We start from the raw sequence: 20524 nt of genomic DNA, 5'->3' as shown, positions 1-20524 counted from the left end.
CATTTTTATTTTATTCAGTATTACATTAAAGTTATAACTATGAAAATAAAGTCCTATCACTTAATCCATCTTCTATATTAAGATTTTCAAAGCATTTTAGCAATTTTTCTTTAGTTAAAGATTTTTTTTCTTCCCCTTTTATATCCAGAACTACCTTACCTTTATGCATCATTATTAATCTATTTCCTACATTTATAGCTTGATTTAAATCATGAGTTACCATTAAAGCTGTAATTTTTTCTTCTTCTATTATTTTTTCTGTTATTTCTATTATTCTTTTAGAAGTTTTAGGATCTAGTGCTGCTGTATGTTCATCTAAAAGCAACACTTTAGGTTTATTCATAGCTGTCATAATTAATGATAGTGCCTGCCTTTGACCTCCTGATAATGATCCTACAGTCACATTTAATTTATCCTCTAATCCTAAATTTAGTTCCTTTAACATATCTATAAAATTAGAGGTTTTCTTTTTATTTATCCCTAAGGTAAGACCAAATCTTTTTCCTTTGTTTTCTGCCATAGACATATTTTCTAATATGGTCATAGAAGGTGCCGTTCCTTTAGATGGATCTTGAAATACTCTACCTATATATTTTGAAACTTCATATTCCTTACTAAAAGTTATATCTTTATCTTCTAAGTTTATTTTGCCCTGATCTGGTTTTATACTTCCTGATATCATATTTAAAAGAGTAGATTTTCCTGCTCCATTACTTCCTATTATAGTTATAAAATCTCCTTCTTTTACATCTAAATTTAGATCATTAAATAAATTATTTTCATTTACAGTGTCTTTATTGAACACTTTGTGCAGATTTTGTATTTGAAGCATTTAAAATCCCTCCCTCTTTAGTTTTTTGTTTTTTTATTGTTTTGAAAGGATTCTTGTTTAAACTTAAAGCTATTACCACAATTACTGCTGTTACAAGTTTTAAATCTGTAGGAGCTAACCCTACAGTTAATGCCATTGACACCGCTAACTTATATACTAAAGCCCCCAATAATACTCTTGTAGTGGCATTTAAAGCTTTTATTCTTCCAAATAAAGATTCCCCTATTATTACAGATGCAAGGCCCATAACTACTATACCTGTACCCATTCCTACATCTGAAAACCCTTGATATTGAGCCATTAAAGCTCCTCCTAATGCCACTAATGCATTAGATATCATTAACCCCATTATTTTTATTAAATCCTTATTTACACCAAGAGAAAGTACTAACTGTTCATTATCTCCTGTAGCCTTTAATATAAATCCTGTCTTTGTTTTTAAAAATAAATCTAAAGCGATTTTACATATTAAAAGAAACACTGTAATTATAATTATAGGGTTCATAGTATCTGAAAATAAGTGTGTTTGATTAAATAAAGGTATATTTGATTTTCCCATTATTCTTAAATTAACAGAATATAATCCAACCATAACTAAAATTCCTGAAAGTAAATTAGTTATTTTTAACTTAACATGTAATATACCTGTTATTCCCCCTGCTATAGCCCCTGCTATTAAAGCTATTAAAGAACTTAAAACTGGACTATATCCCTTTACTAGAAAAGCTGCTGCAACAGCTGCTCCTAAAGGAAAGGTTCCGTCTACAGAAAGGTCTGGGAAATCTAATATTTTATATGTTATATATACTCCAAAACAAACAATGGAAAATATAAATCCTTGCTCTAATACTGCTAATAAAATATCCATTATTTTTTCCCTCCTTTGACTTTCTCAGCTTTATCTTCTATATCCTTTGGTATTTTTATATTTAACTTTTTAGCCACATCTGGGTTTATTGACAATTTAGTTTCTTTCATAAATTTCACTTTCATATCTTTAGGATTTTTTCCATTTATAATTTCTATAGCCACATCTGCGGATTCTTTTCCTAATTTGTAGTAATCTATACCTGATGTAGCTAATGCACCCCCTTCTACATGGGCTTTTTCTGATCCTATTATTGGGATATTCTTCTTATTGCATTCATTACTTATAAATGGCATAGAGGAAGCCACTGTATTATCTGTAGGAATGAACATAATATCAATTTCATTTAATATAGAAGCTAAGGATTGATGAATATCATTAACATTGGTTATACCTTTTTTAACAATTTTAAATCCAAATTTTTTAGCCTTTTCTTCTGCCTCTTTAACCTGTATTTCAGAATTTTTTTCGCTAGTATTATATAATATTCCTATGGTCTTTTTCCCAGGTAATATATCTTTTATTAACTTAAAATTTTCCTCTATGGATATTTTATCTGAAGTTCCAGCCACATTAGTACCTGATTTGTCTAAGGATTTTACAACTCCTGATTCTACAGGATCTGTAATAGCTGTCATAACTATAGGTATTTTTTTAGTGGCATTAAAGGCTGCCTGTACTGAAGGAGTTGCTATTGCATATATAATGTCATTTTTTTGAGCTACAAAATTTTGAGTTATAGTTTGAATTGTAGCCATATCCCCCTGAGCATTTTGAAAATCTATTTTTATATTTTCTCCATCTTTAAATCCTTTTTCTGCTAACCTATCTACAAATCCTTTTTTAGTTAAATCCAAAGCTGGATGCTCTATAATTTGAGCTATACCTATGTTTATAACCTTTTTATCCTTTAGTGTTTTTGAACTGGAGATTTTTGAGCAACCTCCAAAGATAGCAACTGAAAGAATCAGTGCCAATAGAATTGAAATTTTTCTTTTTACTACCATACTACCATCCTCCAAAATTTTAATTTATATATTTTTATTTTGCAAAATATAATGAAAAACAATAAGGAGCAAAGATTTTATTTGCATAAATAAAAAAACCCTTCCAGCAGAAGAGTACTCAAATAAAGCCTTTAATTTAAAGACTACAATATCTCCTACCGTAAACTACCATACTACTGTTTTTAAATTATATTGTTACATAACAATACTTTTTAATATTTATTACTTCCATACTACTTTATATATTATTTTTTTATTAATTAAATGCCATTTTCTATATTAATTTTTATATTGTCATATTAAAATTCACTTAATTTATTTCTATAATCTACTTATTAAGTTAAAAATCTATATATTATTTTTAATCTAACATACTACACTACTCTACTAATACTTCCTAGAAATATAAGCTTATTTTAATAAATCTTATATTTAATAATCCTACTTCTACCATACTACTTAACTATGACTAACCTTATAACTCTTTATAATATTAGTCTATATACTTTTAAGTTTTAAAATATAATATATTTAATAATATAATCATATTTTTTAATTTTTATTGTTTACCAATTTAAATATTATAGATTAAAGATTTATGGTGCTTTAATCTTATAGTTAAGAATAATAACATAAATAATATACACTTGTCAATATTTATATATAAACCATAATAGTGTATTTTTAATCAAACAATTTTTCCAATAGATAAAAACCTCTAATAGTGCACTTATTTATATTTTAAAATATACTATCCCAAATTTTTAAAATAAGTCTATAGATATGAATTATTTTTATTAAACTGTAAAATTATTTAATTATTTTATACTATTATAGTTATATATTTATTCATAAATTATCTAAAAAACATTTGAAGTCATATTAAATGTTAGGAATTGATCTATGCCCTAATCCTATAACTACCTCATTTAAATGTAAAAGACCTATGCTCATAAATATACATACACTTATATGTTCTTCTGACCTTGCTATTCCTATTTTGCCACCTACATTTAATCCATTAGCCTTTTCCATAATTTGAAGTAAAGCTTCTCTTGTAGCTCCAACTACGGCTCCATCATCTACATGACAATCTTTTATAAGTCCACATCTCTTGGATGCTACTAATGCTCTTTCTATTATTTTGGTCATAGATGAATTTATATTACCGCCTACATCCACTGCTGTAGCTAAGATATCTTTTGCCTTAAATTTTTCTATTAATATCTTTTCTTCCTCTCTTGAAGAAATTGCCATTTTAACTGAAGCCTTAGCTACTTTTTCACTTTGTATTTTCAAAATAATACCCCCTATTATAGGATTTTTATATAAATTTTAGTTTTTATTATATTAATTAGGTAAATTTTTAGGTAATTTCTATAAAAATATAAAATTGTAATTTAACTATATTATGTACATAAATTATACCATTATCAATACATTTTCAAAATAAAATTTATCATAGATCATTTTTTAATGATAATTTATTTATATAGTTCCATAAATTTATTCCATAATTCTTCATTACATTGTTTTAAATTTATTACTCTAAAATTATTCTTATCTACAAAAGCTTGAGTAGTCCTACCCTTCGCTAATAATTCATTGTTTTCTTTTTTTATAATTTTATAACTAAATATGATCTTTACTGGGGTTAATTTTTCTATAGAAGTTTCTATAATAATCTCATCCTCATATTTTGCTGGTTTCATATATTTACAATAACTCTCTGTTAAAGGCATCATAACTCCTATGTTTTCTATGTCTGTATATTTCATACCTGTAGCCTTTGTAAATTCTGTTCTTCCTATTTCAAACCATGGATAATAATTAGAATGATGTACTACCCCCATTTGATCTGTTTCTACATATCTAACTGTTGTTTCTGTTCTATTAATATACATATTATTCTCCTTTAGTAATTCATTATATAAATAGCATTACTAAAACCTATCATGTAGATGTTCTAGTAATGCGTATTTCTTAAGTTGAAGTGATAATTTATTTATATATTAAAATAAATCTTTAAACTTATCTCCAAATAAATCTCCTAAAGTTACATCATCTTCTCTAGAATCATCATACTTTGAAAAATCTTCCTTTTGTTTGTCTATTGCTTCTTTTATACTTAGTGACATTCTCTTTTCATCTGAGTTTAATTCTAATACTTTTACTTTAACTCTATCACCTATATTTAAATTTTCTGATGGTTTAGCTATATTTTCGTCAGTTATTTCTGATATATGAACTAACCCTTCTATACCCTTTTCCACTTCTACAAAGGCTCCAAAGTTCAATAATTTAATTACTGTTCCTTCTACTACACTACCCACAGCATATTTATCCTTTGCTGTATTCCATGGATCATTTTTAACATCTTTTAAAGATAGAGCTATTTTTTTAGTATCCTTATCAAAATCTAAAACATAAACCTCTACTTTGTCTCCTATAGATACTACTTCTGAAGGATGGTTTACTCTTCCCCAGGATAGCTGAGAATTATGAACTAATCCATCCATTCCACCTATATCTACAAAGGCTCCAAATTTTTCTAGTCTTCTTACAACCCCATCTATCTTTTGTCCCTTTTCTAAACTATTCCATAATTCTTTTTTTCTTTTGGCATCTTCTTCTTCTTTTACTATCCTACTAGATAAAACTACTTTTCCCTTTTGTTTATCTAATTCTATTAATCTTCCCTTTACTGTTTCACCTTTAAATACGTTTAAATCTTTAACATATTTATTATCTATTTGAGAAGCCGGTACAAATACTCTTATACTTTCTATATGTCCTATAGCTCCACCTTTTATTATCTCTTCTATTTTGATTTCTAGTATTTCTTCCTTTTTAAAGGCTTTTTCTAAATTTGACCATGCTTCTATAATTTCTGCTTTTTTCTTAGATAAAAGTACATTTCCTTCACCATCATTTACTTCTAATACACAAATAGAAATTATATCATCTTTACTTATTATGTCTTTAAGATTTACATCTTCATTATCTACAACTTCTTTTTTAGGCAATATTCCATCAGATATGTATCCTATATTTAATACGGCTTCTTTATCTGAAACTGAAATTACTTTTCCTTTTAATAGTTCTCCTTTATGAATTCTTTTCATTGAAGAATTTATTTCTTCCATCATATCCTTCATTGTTATTTCTTCTGACATAAAAAAACAACCCCTTACTTTTCTTTTTATACTAATACAATTAATATAATTTTACCATAATTTAAAGCATATACATATATAAAAATAGTATATGCTTTAAACGTACATTTTAGTAAATAATTAAATAATCTAGTTCTATACAATAATTAAAGCTCTTATACCAATATTACCTCTCTTTATAATCATTTAAATCATTCCTTAACCAAGTTCCTTCATCTTTCTTCAACACATTAAATCTTAAAGTGATATAATCTTCCTTATGGGTAAAAATTATATGTGATTTTTATCTAAAATAAAAAAGTATAGTCAAATTAATAAATAAAATGACTATACTTTTAATTATTTCACTAAATCTTTTATATTTAAATGATTATAATACTTATATTATTTTTTACTAGACAACTCTAGTAAAAGTTTAATATTTTTCAACTCATAATTATTTAATTCTGAATCTGCACCTTTAAAGCTTTCATCTTTAACATACCAATTTTTATTACTAAAATAGCTTTTAAAAGGTTCTTCCTTAAAGGCATATCCGTATCTTGCATATATTTCATTTCTAATTAGATCCAATGTATATTTATCATAATTTTTTAATTCATCCTCTGTTAAGTATCTTTGATTACTTTGAGGGACAATATATCCTTGAAGATTATTATATTCATTATGATTCTTATAATAAACATCGCCTAGACTATTTACATGACTTTCTCCTATTGTAGGATTTGAATTTTTATAAGTATATTGGCTTGAAGAATTGTCTTCAAACTGTTTTTTGTCTTCTGTATTAAGTTTAGTTAATAATTCATTATATTTGGCAAACTCTTTAATATTGTAGCCATTTTTCTTTGCTTTTTCTAGTAACTTAGCACATTCTTCATAGTTTTCTTTTTGAAAACTATCATTAGCTTTATAACTAAATATTTTATTAAGTACTTTCTTTTTATCTTCTTCTTTTAATTTATAAACTCCAGATAATTTTTCTTCAAAATCCTCTGTATTTTTAACAGTTTCATAAATTTCATTTATTATTTCATCTTTGTATTTATAGCCTAATGCTTTATTATAATTACGTATTTTTTCTATTTCGGACATTTCCTTGTCTGCCTTTTTTATATAGTGATTACACATTATATTATCTTTAAATAGAAATGCTGTTATAAAGCATATCACTATAACAAAAATGGATGTAAAAACTAAAATCTTCTTATTTTTATTACCATAGTCTTCATCATCATCTTCTTCAAAATCATCATTTTCCATTTCATCATAGTCTTCTTTAGAAAAACTTTCTCTGTTTCTCTCTTTAACCATAGTTTTATAAGTTTTTTCTAATTCATTGTGAACATCCTCTGAATTAATTAATATAGTAGACTCATCTATATTATTTTTATCTTTTAGTTTGTCCATTTCTTCTTCAGATGTATTTTCTTTTTCCAAAGTTGTTTCTTCTAAGGTTTTTTCCTTTGGATGTTCTTTAATTACCTTTGTACCACACTTTTTGCAAAACTTATCTCTGTCCTCTAACTTTGTTCCACACTTTTCACAGTAACTCATATTCCCCTCCATTTTACTTTACTATTACTGTTAGCATTAATTGCCCATCTGGTTTTCTTATAAATTTATAAGTATTTTTAAAATCCTTTGTACTAGTATTGCCATGTCCTTTAGTTATATCATATATTTCTTTAGTTACAACTGTACCTTCATTAGTATCGAAGATAAAGCTTAGTATTTCTAGTACTAAAAATCTTATGTAATATTAGCTTCATATATATATCTTTACCATCTAATCTTAAACCACATTTAGGACAAAACTTTATGCATCTCCTCCTTTTTTAGCTTATAACTTGTTCATAATTTATTTCTATTTTTTAAAAATTATATGCATATTATATCATAAACTCATACATATCCCATTATTTTATACATTTTATTTTAAAAGATTATCCTTTATGTTATAATTTAGTAGCATTATTTGTTAACTTTTTTTTAATACTATTAATACTAAAGAGGTGATTTTATGTTTTGTTCTAATTGTGGAAATAAACTTCCAGAGGATGCTCAGTTTTGTACAAACTGTGGTTCTCCTGTAGCAGGTAATAAACCAACAAATTTTAAAGATGGAAAAGCTAAAAATGAATTTACTAATTTTTTAAATTTTTTTATTAATTCTTTAAAAAATCCTGTAAATAAATTTAATGAATCTATAAAAAATATGAATCTTTCTATAACTTCTTTGTACTTTGTAATTCTTACATTAATATCTGGACTTATAACCTCTTTTTCAATAAAGAAGTTTATATCTGGATTCATAACTTTCTTTTCAAGTTTTATAGATAACGCTTTATCCTTTCATGAGCGAGCAGCACTATCTACAGAAATTCAAGCAATGATATCCAAAATGATACCTGTTTCAAAACTATTATTTTGGTATGTTTTAGGTATTGTACTATTCTACGGATTAATAATGTTAACTATGTATGTAATAGTTACTTTAATAATGAAAAAACAAATTAAGTTTGAAAGTTATTTAAAGGTTTCTTTAATATCTCTTGTAATATATTCAACTTTTACAGTATTGGCAGTTATAGTAGCATTTTTAAGTTTCATACTTTCTATGTTTGTATATTCTTTAGGTCATATACTTGTTATAGTTGTATTATATAATGGCTTTAAAAATATAATGGAAGATAACTCTAAAACTCCTTACATATTCTCATTTTCTTATATAGTAGCTATGAACTTATCATATTATTTTGTATTTAAATCCATAGTAGAATACTATCTTATGGCTATAAAAAATAATATTTTTTAAAGTTCATATTAAAACAAAGGATTTACTGCTAAGTATAAAAACATCACTTAGCAATAACTCCTTTTTAACTATTGAAAAAATTAAGATATACATTTTCTCCTTCTTTTAAAATTCCATTTTTACTATTAGAATCTTGTACTACTATAGTTTCATCTTTAGTTTCTACAAAATAATTTACATAAGATCCTAAAAATTGTTTATATTTAATCCTACCTTTTTTATCTCCCCGACTTTTATTAATTGTTATTTGTTCTGGTCTTATAAGTTCTATCTTATTATTTATATTAACTTTATTTATATTTCCTATAAAAGATGCTACAAATTCATTCTTAGGATTATTATATATTTCCTCTGGAGTTCCTACCTGAATTAATTCTCCTTTATTCATTACTGCTAAATAATCAGCAATACTTAAAGCTTCTTCCTGATCATGAGTTACAAATATCATAGTCATATTAAACTTACTTTGAATTTCCTTTATTTCCTTTCTCATTTTCACCCTAAGCTTAGCGTCTAAATTACTTAAAGGTTCATCTAATAAGAGCACTTTAGGATTAAGTATTAATGATCTTGCTAATGCTACTCTTTGTTGCTGTCCTCCACTTAATTGAGATATTTTTTTATTTTTAAATTCAGATAATCCTATTATTTTTAAATATTCTTCTCCTTTTTTTAAAGCTTCTTTTTTACTATATCCTTTAAATTTTAATCCATAAATTATATTTTCCATTACATTCATATGAGGGAAAAGAGCATAGGATTGAAAAACTGTAGAAACAGGTCTAACTTCTGGTGAAACCTTTGAGATATCCTCATTTTCTATTATGATACTACCCTTATCCTGTTTTAAAAATCCACCTATCATTTTAAGGGTAGTAGTTTTGCCACAACCACTTGGACCTAAAAGGCATAATAATTTACCCTTTTCCAATTCTAAATTAATATTATCCACTACTTTTATATTATTAAAAGCTTTAACTAAATTTTTTATCCTTAGATACATCTTTTCCTCCTATAATAAACTTTGTAAACAATATATTCGTAATAAGCGTAATTATAATTATTAATGATGCCATAACAGAGCCTACACCATACTCACCACTTTGTATAGCATCAAACATTTCCACTGTAGCTACCTTTTGCCCTGGATATATTAAAAATATTATTGCTCCTATAGTGGTCATAGTAGATGTAAAATTATTTATAAAACCAACTAAAAAAGCTGGTTTTAGCATAGGCAATATTATATCCTTAATTATAAATATATTAGATGCTCCTAAATCTTTTCCCGCTTCTTCTATTTGTGAATCTATTCCAGATAAAACTGCTGAAGATACCTTAGTAGTCATAGGAATTTGTTTAAATATACAATTTGCAATTACTATGAAAGCTGTGCCTGTAAATTCCAAAGGATATTTATTAAATGCAAATATATATCCTATTCCAAAAAATGTTCCAGGAATTATATAGGGTAATGTAGATATAAAATCTATAAATTCTCCACCTATAACCTTTCTTCTATCCACATAATAACATATAAAAATCCCTAATAGACTACCTATTAATCCAGTAATTAATGAATATATTATGCTTCTTCCAAAGCTACTTAAATTATATTCATAAACCCTTTTTATACTATCTAAAGTAAAATGCATTTTATTAAATTTATATTTTGTTATAGCACTTAAAAATATTGATGTATATTGCAATGCCATTACTAATAAAAATAAACAAGTGATTATTTTTAAAATAATAGCGAAAGTTCCCTTTAATTTATATTCATATCCTTCAGAAAAAAGCTTTTTACTATCTTTAGAAAACACTTCAAATTTATTTATGTAAAATCTATATATTAAAAAAGCTATTAAAGAGGGTATTAATATAAGTACACTCATTGCTGCAGCCATAGCGAAGTTTCCATTAGCTATTATATTCATATAAACTTCTGTAGCTAAAACTTGAAAGGAACCTCCTATAATCATTGGTGTTCCAAAATCTGATAAACTTCTTACAAAAGCTAACAGAGCAACAACTATTATACCTGGTTTTATAATTGGTAAAACTATTCTTATTAAAGTATAATTAAGACCTCCTCCTAAATCTAAAGAAGCATCTATGAAATTTTTATCTACTCCCCTTATTATACCTATTAATAATAAGGACGACATAGATACCAAACCTAAGGTTTCCATTATAACAATGCCCTGCCAACCATATGTATTAAGAGTTAATTTTAAAATTCCATGAGTTATAAAACCTCTTCTTCCAAATAAATTTATGTATGCTAGTGATGACACAAAGGGTGGTGATATCATTGTAAGCATTAAAGTAACTGTGATAATTTTCCTTATCCTACCTGATGAAAAACTAGCATAAAGAGCAATAGATATAGAAATTAAAGTAGTAAATATTGTACACACTAACGCTATAAACACACTATTATATATAAGTTTTTTATTATTTTTAAATACATCTTTATATAAATTCAAGGTAAAATTACCATCTCTTAAAAAACTTTCTTTTATGACACAAATAATTGGCCAAAATATAAATAAAAGTACTAATAATATTATTAGTATTATTAGAAATTTATCTAAAATATTATAAAATTGGGTATCTAGCTTATTAGATACCCTTAATTTTTTCCTATTCATATTACTTGTTACCTATCATGGCTTTCCACTTATCAAGTATTTCTTTTCTGTCTTTTCCAAAAGAAGATAAATCCTCTTTCATTAATTTATCCTTTGGTACTTTTAAATCTATGCCTTTAACTCCTGGTTTAACAAGCATAGCTCCATCTTTTCCATCTATTTTAGCTAGTTCTTCTTGGGTTTCTTTCTTTAATACCCAGTTTTCAAATATCTTAGCACCTTCTAGATCGCTGGCATTTTTAAATATAGCCATTCCTTCTACAACCCATGGTATTCCATCCTCTGGATATATAACTTGCATGTTTTTTTCTTTTTCTAATTTTACTATAGAATTATCTATATAAGTTATGCCTATAGCTACCTCTCCTGCTGTAGTCTTTAGTTTTGGATCCTTACCTCTTTTAGAGTAGTAAGATATATTTTTATTTAAATTTTCAAAGTACTTCCAACCTTCATCTTTTCCTTTTTGTTGTAATAAAGCATTTACTACTGCATAATTTGTACCAGATACTGCTGGATTAGACATTAGTATCTCATTTTTATATTCTGGTTTAACTAAATCATCCCAATTTTTAGGTACCTGTAGATTTTTTTCTTTAAGTACATCTTTATTAACTAAAAAACCTACTATTGTTAAACCTTTTCCCATCCAATATCCTTCTTTATCTTTGTATTCTTCTTTTATATCTTTAGATTTTTCTGGTATGTATTTTTCTAATAATCCTGAATCTTTCGCATCCATAAATGCATCCAATCCACCACCAAACCATACATCAGCCATAGGCTTTCCACTTTCAGCCTTAGTTCTTGATATAACTTCTCCTGAAGACATAGATAAAAACTCAACTTTTATGCCAGTTTCTTTTGTGAATTTTTCAAATACTGGCTTATAGTCTTCTGATGTAGCAATGATTTTTATAGTGCTGCCTTTTAAATCTTTTTTTTCCTCTGTATTTTTAGCTTCCTCTTTTTTTGAATCACAGGCAACTAATCCTAATGTCAAAATTCCTATTAAAAATACAGAAACTATTGATCTTAATTTTTTCATTTTCCCCCTCCTCTTAAATTAAATACTTCAAAAATAAATAGTTACATTAACGTATTTTACATTTTTCTCTATATGTTTTCATTATTTGATTAACGTCTTCAAAAATTATTATATCACGCTTAATATTGACAGGTTATTGCATTATTTTATCAGTATAGCTTCAACTATAATTAATATTTATAATCTGTTAAACTGACCAGCTTTAACCAATCAATATATTATAACCTTAGTGAACATAAGTAGAAAAAAAGACTGCTACACAAAGTGCAACAATCTTTTTTATAAATTTATTTTATTTTGATAATTATTTCTTAAATAAACTCCTATAAGTTTTATATGAAATAATATATTCTTTGCCAAACAAATATAACCACATATTGACTTCACTTCATTATGCAATTAATTCTTTTAAATTTATTAATTTATTGGCTTGATTTTCCTTTACCCAATTAAATACCATACAGGAATCTAGGGATGGATTATACATATTAACCATTTTATCCTTTAGCATACTTTTTAAATTATAAGCTGCATAAATAAAGGCTGCTCTTTTCTTATCTATATCCATAAACTTTCTCATGTTTATTAGACCTGCTGCAACTCCTGCAACAAAAAAACTAGGATTATAAGACACATTACGCATATCTGAAACTATTATTTTTAAATTTTCCCTTAAAAGTGGCATAAGCTCTCTTAAAAGACTCATTCCTTTTCCGTCTGGTATATCTACTTTTAATATATCTTGGCTTACACTTTTACATACTTTAAGCCATTGCTGTCTATGTTTTACTTCATATATGTCTAGATAGTCTCCTAATGTTATAGCTTCTAAACATCTTAAATCATGAAATACATTACAATCCTTAAGCAAATCAGAAAAATCTATTATAATAGGTTTTTCTTCTGTTATTATTACGTTATCTCCTTGAAAATCTCCATGCGCATAGGAAGTTAAACAGGTTATTTTTAAATCTCCCCAAAAATTTTCATCATTAAAATAATAATAGGGATTAGGTAATATTTCTTCAGTACCATCTATGGATACCCATTGAATATCCTTTGAAACACCTATACTCTTAAAAGCTTCTTTATACTTTTTATCCATATACCTATAAGCCATCTCATTTTTTACTATTTCCATAGGAGTTAAATATTTTTTCTTATGCTCCTTATTCCAAGTAAAACAAAACTTACCTATTTTTGATATAACATTTTTCTTTAATTCTTGTTCACTTAAAACCTTATCTAAAAAAGTTTCAATATTATATATATTATCACCAGCTAAGTCATATAAATTAGCACTTATCAATTTATTATTATAGGTTATGTTATAGCTACATATTAATTCTGCTATATACTTTTGCATATTATTATTGGTAGCTACCTTATAGGCTTCATTAAATACTTTGGCTTCTTTACAATCAGTAAATTTCATAATTCCTACTTTATTGTCTTCTCCATATTCTACTAAAAACACTAATGCTTTAGATCTTCCAGATTTAAATTGTTTTAATATTTCTACGGGAGCTATTTTATCATTCTTTTCGTTACTTTTATTATTTACCTCATTTATTAATCGAAGTATATCCATTAAATCTATTCCTTTCAAATTTATAATATTTTGATAGACATTTATTTATTTGAATATAACTTTATTTTAAAACTAATAAATTAAATAAATTTAAATATTAACTTAACTTATTATTAATATATAATAAAATAAAAATAAACATCCATAACTAAGCATAGTGTTATGAATGTTTATTTTTATTTTAAAGCTTTTCTGTTATTTCTCTTTCTATTCTTTTAACATCTTTTAATCTTAATTTAGTTTCATCCATTATAAACTCTTTACTTTTTCCTTCTAAAAGCAATTCCTTTGCTCTTGCCTTTGCTGATGATCCATCTTTCATGAATTTTTTCCTCCTCTTTTTATATTCTACTTATAGTTTTTAACTTTTCTCTTTTTATATACTTTTATTATTAAGTATCCTTTTCTTTTTATTTTAGGGTATTTTTACTTTAAAATATGGTTTAATATACCCTCAAACCTATATATAAAAAATTATTAAGTATTTAAACTTAAATCGGTAGATATGTACCAAAATTTGAAAATATCATCCTTGCAACTCACCTTTAAAATTTATATATTAATAGCAGTAATATATATATGTAATAAACCATATGAATAATCTTTAGTAATTCTTAATGTGGCAGAATTAAAAATTCACCTAGTTCACCACCCTAGAACGTAAAAATCCAGGAGTGAATTTTAAAAATGATTCCTCTCCTGGATAGAAAACTTTTAATAAATAAAATTTAAAACTTGTTAAAAACATGAATGGTTCATTAATGTTTTTTATCTTTAGTTTGTTATAATTAACAAACTATATATTTTTTATTTCTTCTAGTAAACTTATAGCCGCTTTTTTAGGTCCGTCCTTTTCCATACCGCTTATACCCAATCTAGTTCTTAATTGTCCAACTTTCACTCCTGATTGGAAGAATTTATTGAAGTATTCTACTAATAATTTTTCTGTATCTTCCATTTTTTGTGCTGGTCCAAAAGGATTTGCAAAATAAGTTTTTACTAATCCCTTTTCAGTAGTGGTTCCTTTAGCCATTCTTGCACCATCTCTAAAGGTGTCTAATGCCACATTTACATCTTTAAAGAATTCTAAATTTTCTCCATCTGCTTCATAGTTATTAGCATATAAGAATAAATCTATTGGATATTCTGTAGTTATTTCTTTATAACTTGCCACAGGTATAACTAATCTAGCATTTACCTTATCTGGATTCATAAATATACTTCTATCTATTTGTTTAAAGGCATATCCAGTATCTAAATCGTCTAATCTTACAAAGGCTCCTATCTCCGTTCCTGAACCTACTGGTTTTTCATCCCTATTTAGTTTAACTACACCCATATCATCAAATATTATAGTCATATCACTTATATAATCTTCGCTTAGTTCCCTAAAGGCTTCTAAACTTTCAGACTTTCCTGCTCCACTATCTCCCATTATTATTACATTAGCAGTTTTGTCATTTTTAGTTACTATATTAACCATGGCACCGTGTATTGGTAAGTATCCTCTTTTTATCATTATTAAATTATGAAGAGTTAATGTCATTTTTTTCATATAACCAAAGTAATCTATAGCTTCATTATAATTTACATACCCTAACATAATATCATTTTCTTTGTCATCATAGAAAACTGTTTGTATTTTTTCATTGTCATCCCTTGCTCCAAGAACATACACTATATCTGGTTTTTTCCCTCTATATTCCTCTTCTGTAGCTATTTCAAATAAGTTACATAAAGTTACTCCATGAGCCATATAGTCTCTATGGAAATATATATATGCTAAAAGTGTTCCTACCTTTGCAGGATAGCAAAACCAATGGTCTAAATTTATTCTGCAATTTTTTAATGGATTTTGAAAAGTTTCTTCAAACATACCATCTCTTGTATTCTTTTTAGGATAAGTTATAAAAGGTGGGTCTAATAATATAGACTCTATAAAAGGTATATCTTTTAAAATTTCATAATTTTTAGGCATATCCCAGCTAGAATTATTTAGTATTAAGCCCGCATTGCCCCCTGCTGGCAATTGTCTGTATATTCTTGGCTTTTCTCCTAAAACATTTTCTTCAATTTTTCTATAAGTTTTTAATATAAGATTAGAAAAATTATTGTTTGCATCTATAAAGCTAACATTTTGAAGCCCATCTCCAATTTTGCTATTTTGAACTATAGTATATCTTTCAAGTTTTCTCCAAAAATTATAAAGGTCTTCTACAAATAAAATAAATTTATCTTTATCTTCTAGCACTTTTTCATATTTATCTTCTAACTTTCTTATTTCTTCTGCTTTTAAAACCATAAGTAATTTAAATATATTAGTAACATCCTCTGAAAATATATCACTATCATCTATATTCATAGTACTTTCTATGTACTTATATACATTAGTTTCTCTTTTTTTTATTTTTTTCATATAAGCTTGTAAAACCCTTTTAAAACCATAACTATTAAACAAAGCTTCTGCAGTATCACAATATTTTGCTGTAAAATTTATCATAGCCTTTCCTGTACTTAGAGAAAATTCTTTTTTCATTCTACTACCTCCAAATATGCAACATGAATTTAAGTTTTCTTGCATTTTATATAATTAAGTTCTATTATATCATATTTTTTTGAAATTTATATAGGATTTATTATTCATTTTGCAAAAAAGTTTATAAAATTTTTAATTATTATTCTCTATGTATACTTCTATCTGGATCCCATCCTTCTGGATATCTTTTTTTTAGTTTTTCAATATTTTTATTTGCTATAGTTTCTAAATCTGACCCTATAACCTTAGATAAATATGTAATATACCAAAGCACATCTCCCAATTCTTCTATTAATTTATCCTCACATAATTCATGTCCATGAAATAAAACCTTTTTAATATAGTCAGTTACCTCTCCTGCTTCTCCAGATATCCCCATAGCCCCTAAACTCAGTCCATTTCTATCTAATTTTATAAATTCTCCTGCGGTTCTTTTCATTTCTTTTTCATAATCTTTAAAATTCATATAACTACCTCCATAAATTTAAATTCTACTGCCATAACATAATAACATAATTTTTTTATATAAATGCTAAATTATAATATTAGCTAATAAAAAAATATATCCTAGCAATTAATTATATTTCCCAGGACATATTTTTTATTGACCTTATATTTTATTTTTAATTTAGTTTCAATTTTTCCAGTTTGTCCATTAATACCCTCGATACAGTATCTAATTCCTCTGTTCTATTTGATAATTGTTTTATTGATGAAATTTGTTCTTCTATATTTAATGCAATTTGGTTAGTAGATTTACTATTTTCCTCTGATACTCCAGTTAAATTTTCTATTTGATTTTTTATATCTGATAAATTAAGAGCCATATTATCAGAGGCCTCAGATACTTCCTCCACTTTTTTTGAAACCTTATCTATAGAATACACTATATCTTTAAATTTATCTGATACATTTTTTATAAAATCTTCCTGCTCTATTGTTTTTTTAGAAACTTCTTGCATTGAAATTTCTGCACTTTTTATACCCTGTCTTACTTCCTGAATTAAATTAAATATTTCTTCTGAGGATTTTGAAGATTCAAAAGCTAATTTACCAACTTCCTCTGCAACTACTGCAAACCCTTTGCCTCTCTCTCCTGCATGCATAGCTTCTATAGAAGCATTAAGAGCTAAAAGATTAGTTTGGTCTGCTATGGCCCCTATAGTATCTGCTATACCATTTATTTGTTCTGATTTGTTTCCTAAACTATTAACTAAAGTTGAAGTTTTATTTACAACCTTTGAAATATCATTGGAATGAGCCTCTAATTTTTTTATATACTCATTTCCTTCATTGGCACTATTAGTAGTATTTACAGATTGTACCGCTACTTCCTTTGTACTAAGGGTCACACCTTTTACAGTATCATTGAACTTTATTACACTGTTAGATATGTCCCCCAACCATAGACTTTGATTGTATATTTTTTCATTTATATTTTTAGTGAGCATTGTAGTATCTTGAAATTGCTCTGCTGATCTATTAAAGGCATTATTAAATTCTTTATTATCACTAGTTAATCTATCTGATACATCCTTTACATCTATTAATATTTGTTGAATAGTATCTAACATTTCATTTGTATACTGTGCCAATTCTCCAATTTCATCATTACTTTCAATATCTATTCTCTTAGTTAAATCCCCTTCTAATTTAGACATCTCTTTCATTTTATTTACAAGTACTGTTATGGATTTTGTTTGTTTTCTAGTTATACCACCTATTATAAGTCTTACAATTATTAATGAAACTACCATAATTATTAACAAAATACCTAACAATATATATTTTGCTTTTGCTATAACAGAATTGTTTACACCTATACATATAGCTAAATTTATTCCATTATTAGCTTTAACAGGTATAAATATTTCTAAATCTGTACTTGAATTATTAACTTGTGTAGTATTAAGTTCTAGTGCTTTTTTAATCCCTTCTAGTTTTTCTTTATCTGAATACTCACCGCCTAATTTAGATTGGTTGTCCTTATTTTTATCTATAACATAATACCATTTATCTTCATTTGTATTTATTAATAAAGCTGCATCATCTATTATTCCTTGAGCCTTGGACATAAGAACTGTCATAGCTTCATCTATTTTCTTATATATTTCACTATTTTCCTTTTCCCTTACTAACTCCGTTAAATCCTTCCCCTCCAACTCACGAGATACTATGGTAGAAAGTCCTGGCCCCGCGCTTACTGCTATATTTTTTATAGCTTTGCTAATAAATATGTAAGTACATGCAGCTATTATTAAAAATACACAGAAAACTATAACCATCATATTTTTGGTTAACTTATCCTTTATAGTAGTCTTCCTATTCATAATAACTCCACCCCCAATTAATAATTATTTCAATAATATACACTATATATTATATTTTTCTGCTAATTTTGTAGTATATATTTTAATTACTGCCATAGCTGGTGATGCCAAAAGCATTCCCCATACACCAAATAAACTTCCACCTATGGTTATTCCTAAAATTATTAAAAATGGACTTAATCCTACCTTATCTCCAACTAATTTGGGTTCTAAATACCATGCATCAAATTGTTGCAGTAAAAATAAAAATATTAGTACCCATAAAGCCTTAACTGGTACATAAAATAAATTTATTACCACCGCTGGAATCATTCCTATGAATGGTCCGAAGTAAGGTATCATATTTGTTACACAAACTATTAAAGCTATTAAAAGAGCATAAGGTGATTTTAATATTATTAACCCTATTAAAGCTAAAAGCCCTATTATTAAAGAATCTAAAGCTTTGATACCTATATATAACTTTATCATTGAATTTACAGTTCTAAAAAACTCTATGATTTTTTCTCCATACTTTTCTCTGAATATTAAAAAAACAACCCTTTTACCATTATATGCAAATTTTTCTCTATCATTTAAAACATATATAGCTATAATTAACCCAAAAACTAAATTAACCATGAAGGTAGTAAAGGATATAGTTTGATTTAAAATAGTGTTTAATCCCACACTAGTAAAACCAGCAATTTTGTCTATTAAATCCTTATAATTCCCTTTAAAAACATTAGAAGAATTTATTATATTAGAAATCTCCTCATTAGCCAATAAATTATTTACCATTTCATATCCCTTATTTGTAAAGTAAGGGATATTTTGAAATATGTCCATTATACTTTGAAAAACTTTAGGTACAATCATACTTAAAACTAAAGCTACAATCCCCAAAGTTATAACATAACATATGAGTATACTTAAGCTTCTTTTAATTTTAAACCTTCTTTCAAAAAACTTAACTAATGGATTTAATATGTAGGCTATTATAAAAGCAATAATGAATGGAGATAATATTTTAAAAACTTTTCCTATTCCTGAAAAAACATTATTATAATTTTTTAATATTTGAATTAATATAAAAGATATTACTAAAGAAGAAACTATAGGTATTATTATATCTAGATACTTAATTTTTTTATCTTTAATCAATTATTTTGCCTCCTAAATATACTAAAATAATTATCGCTCATTACAATATATTAAATTTTATCATGGTTTTATATTTATGTTTATAAACTTTTTGTTAATCATGGTATTATAGAGAAATCTAATATAGACTAGCTTAATTGTTCTATTATTAGAATGACTTTTCTACTATTTATATGTTTAACTTTATTTTAACACAAATAATACTATTAATAGCGTTATTTACTATAATAAAATATTTTAAAAATAATTTTAAATAATTAACTTAAATAAATCTTATAAAATAAATAAGCCAATAGTAAAAAAGTCTATTGGCTTATTCATTAAATTATTAACATCTTCATAAATACATCTATCTATTGGTAAAGATATTTATAAAAAGTTTAATATATTCTATAATCATTATTATAAATATTTCTATTATAAAAAAATGATATGCTTCTAACTTAAATATCTCTTCATAACTTACAAATAAAAATAAACTTATATTAAGCAATATTATTATAAAAAAATTCATTTTATAT

At 25.9% G+C, this 20524-nt stretch carries 17 protein-coding genes; 1 reads left to right on the top strand and 16 read right to left on the bottom strand.

Annotated elements, in window-relative coordinates; genetic code table 11:
• Positions 1-37: 37 nt before the first annotated feature.
• The 7 genes from ACYUEW_RS11865 to ACYUEW_RS11835 all read right to left on the bottom strand — a co-directional run bounded on the left by ACYUEW_RS11865 (position 38) and on the right by ACYUEW_RS11835 (position 7440).
• Positions 38-832: an ABC transporter ATP-binding protein gene (locus tag ACYUEW_RS11865; RefSeq protein ID WP_003487175.1), complete on the bottom strand. Its 795-nt coding sequence runs from the start codon at positions 830-832 to the stop codon at positions 38-40.
• A complete protein-coding gene (locus tag ACYUEW_RS11860; RefSeq protein WP_003487176.1) occupies positions 795-1700 on the bottom strand; it encodes an ABC transporter permease in 906 nt (301 codons plus the stop codon). Before ACYUEW_RS11860 ends, ACYUEW_RS11865 begins: the two co-directional genes overlap by 38 nt.
• On the bottom strand, positions 1700-2707 hold the full coding sequence (locus tag ACYUEW_RS11855) for an ABC transporter substrate-binding protein (protein WP_003487177.1): 1008 nt from the start codon (positions 2705-2707) through the stop codon (positions 1700-1702). The genes ACYUEW_RS11860 and ACYUEW_RS11855 overlap by 1 nt, the downstream gene beginning before the upstream one ends.
• A gap of 882 nt (positions 2708-3589) precedes the next feature.
• Positions 3590-4006, bottom strand: a complete 417-nt coding sequence (locus ACYUEW_RS11850; RefSeq protein WP_003487178.1) for a HutP family protein — start codon at positions 4004-4006, stop codon at positions 3590-3592.
• 185 nt (positions 4007-4191) lie between these two features.
• On the bottom strand, positions 4192-4611 hold the full coding sequence (locus ACYUEW_RS11845; protein ID WP_460276833.1) for an acyl-CoA thioesterase: 420 nt from the start codon (positions 4609-4611) through the stop codon (positions 4192-4194).
• Between the two features lie 108 nt (positions 4612-4719).
• Entirely contained in the window at positions 4720-5883 is a 1164-nt protein-coding gene (gene rpsA, locus ACYUEW_RS11840; protein ID WP_460276832.1) for a 30S ribosomal protein S1, read from the bottom strand.
• A 384-nt stretch (positions 5884-6267) separates the two neighbouring features.
• Positions 6268-7440: a YARHG domain-containing protein gene (locus ACYUEW_RS11835; protein WP_042385340.1), complete on the bottom strand. Its 1173-nt coding sequence runs from the start codon at positions 7438-7440 to the stop codon at positions 6268-6270.
• A gap of 466 nt (positions 7441-7906) precedes the next feature.
• Here ACYUEW_RS11835 and ACYUEW_RS11830 point away from each other — a divergent pair, with 466 nt between their 5' ends.
• Complete coding sequence (locus tag ACYUEW_RS11830; protein WP_003487187.1) at positions 7907-8701, top strand: zinc ribbon domain-containing protein; 795 nt, start codon at positions 7907-7909, stop codon at positions 8699-8701.
• A gap of 64 nt (positions 8702-8765) precedes the next feature.
• Here ACYUEW_RS11830 and ACYUEW_RS11825 read toward each other — a convergent pair whose 3' ends face one another.
• The 9 genes from ACYUEW_RS11825 to ACYUEW_RS11785 all read right to left on the bottom strand — a co-directional run bounded on the left by ACYUEW_RS11825 (position 8766) and on the right by ACYUEW_RS11785 (position 20003).
• Positions 8766-9704 carry an ABC transporter ATP-binding protein gene (locus tag ACYUEW_RS11825; protein ID WP_460276831.1) on the bottom strand — a complete coding sequence of 313 codons (939 nt, stop codon included), beginning with the start codon at positions 9702-9704 and terminating at the stop codon, positions 8766-8768.
• On the bottom strand, positions 9676-11355 hold the full coding sequence (locus ACYUEW_RS11820) for an ABC transporter permease (RefSeq protein ID WP_003487190.1): 1680 nt from the start codon (positions 11353-11355) through the stop codon (positions 9676-9678). The genes ACYUEW_RS11825 and ACYUEW_RS11820 overlap by 29 nt, the downstream gene beginning before the upstream one ends.
• A gap of 1 nt (position 11356) precedes the next feature.
• Positions 11357-12403 (bottom strand): ABC transporter substrate-binding protein, encoded by a 1047-nt coding sequence (locus ACYUEW_RS11815; protein ID WP_460276830.1) that lies wholly within the window; start codon positions 12401-12403, stop codon positions 11357-11359.
• Between the two features lie 391 nt (positions 12404-12794).
• Complete coding sequence (locus ACYUEW_RS11810) at positions 12795-13994, bottom strand: hypothetical protein (protein WP_003487194.1); 1200 nt, start codon at positions 13992-13994, stop codon at positions 12795-12797.
• A gap of 181 nt (positions 13995-14175) precedes the next feature.
• Positions 14176-14316 carry a hypothetical protein gene (locus ACYUEW_RS11805; protein WP_003487196.1) on the bottom strand — a complete coding sequence of 47 codons (141 nt, stop codon included), beginning with the start codon at positions 14314-14316 and terminating at the stop codon, positions 14176-14178.
• 474 nt (positions 14317-14790) lie between these two features.
• Positions 14791-16530, bottom strand: coding sequence for a phosphoenolpyruvate carboxykinase (ATP) (locus tag ACYUEW_RS11800; RefSeq protein WP_042385343.1), 1740 nt, complete (start codon positions 16528-16530; stop codon positions 14791-14793).
• Positions 16531-16669: 139 nt separating this feature from the next.
• Complete coding sequence (locus tag ACYUEW_RS11795; RefSeq protein ID WP_460276829.1) at positions 16670-16996, bottom strand: nucleoside triphosphate pyrophosphohydrolase family protein; 327 nt, start codon at positions 16994-16996, stop codon at positions 16670-16672.
• A gap of 157 nt (positions 16997-17153) precedes the next feature.
• Positions 17154-18860 carry a methyl-accepting chemotaxis protein gene (locus tag ACYUEW_RS11790; protein WP_003487202.1) on the bottom strand — a complete coding sequence of 569 codons (1707 nt, stop codon included), beginning with the start codon at positions 18858-18860 and terminating at the stop codon, positions 17154-17156.
• A 42-nt stretch (positions 18861-18902) separates the two neighbouring features.
• Entirely contained in the window at positions 18903-20003 is a 1101-nt protein-coding gene (locus ACYUEW_RS11785; protein ID WP_191597315.1) for an AI-2E family transporter, read from the bottom strand.
• Positions 20004-20524: the final 521 nt, after the last annotated feature.

The sequence above is a fragment of the Clostridium sp. CTA-1 genome, from assembly GCF_054768215.1.
Note: the sequence above shows the minus strand (reverse complement) of the source record. Positions and strands in the feature narration are given on the sequence as shown.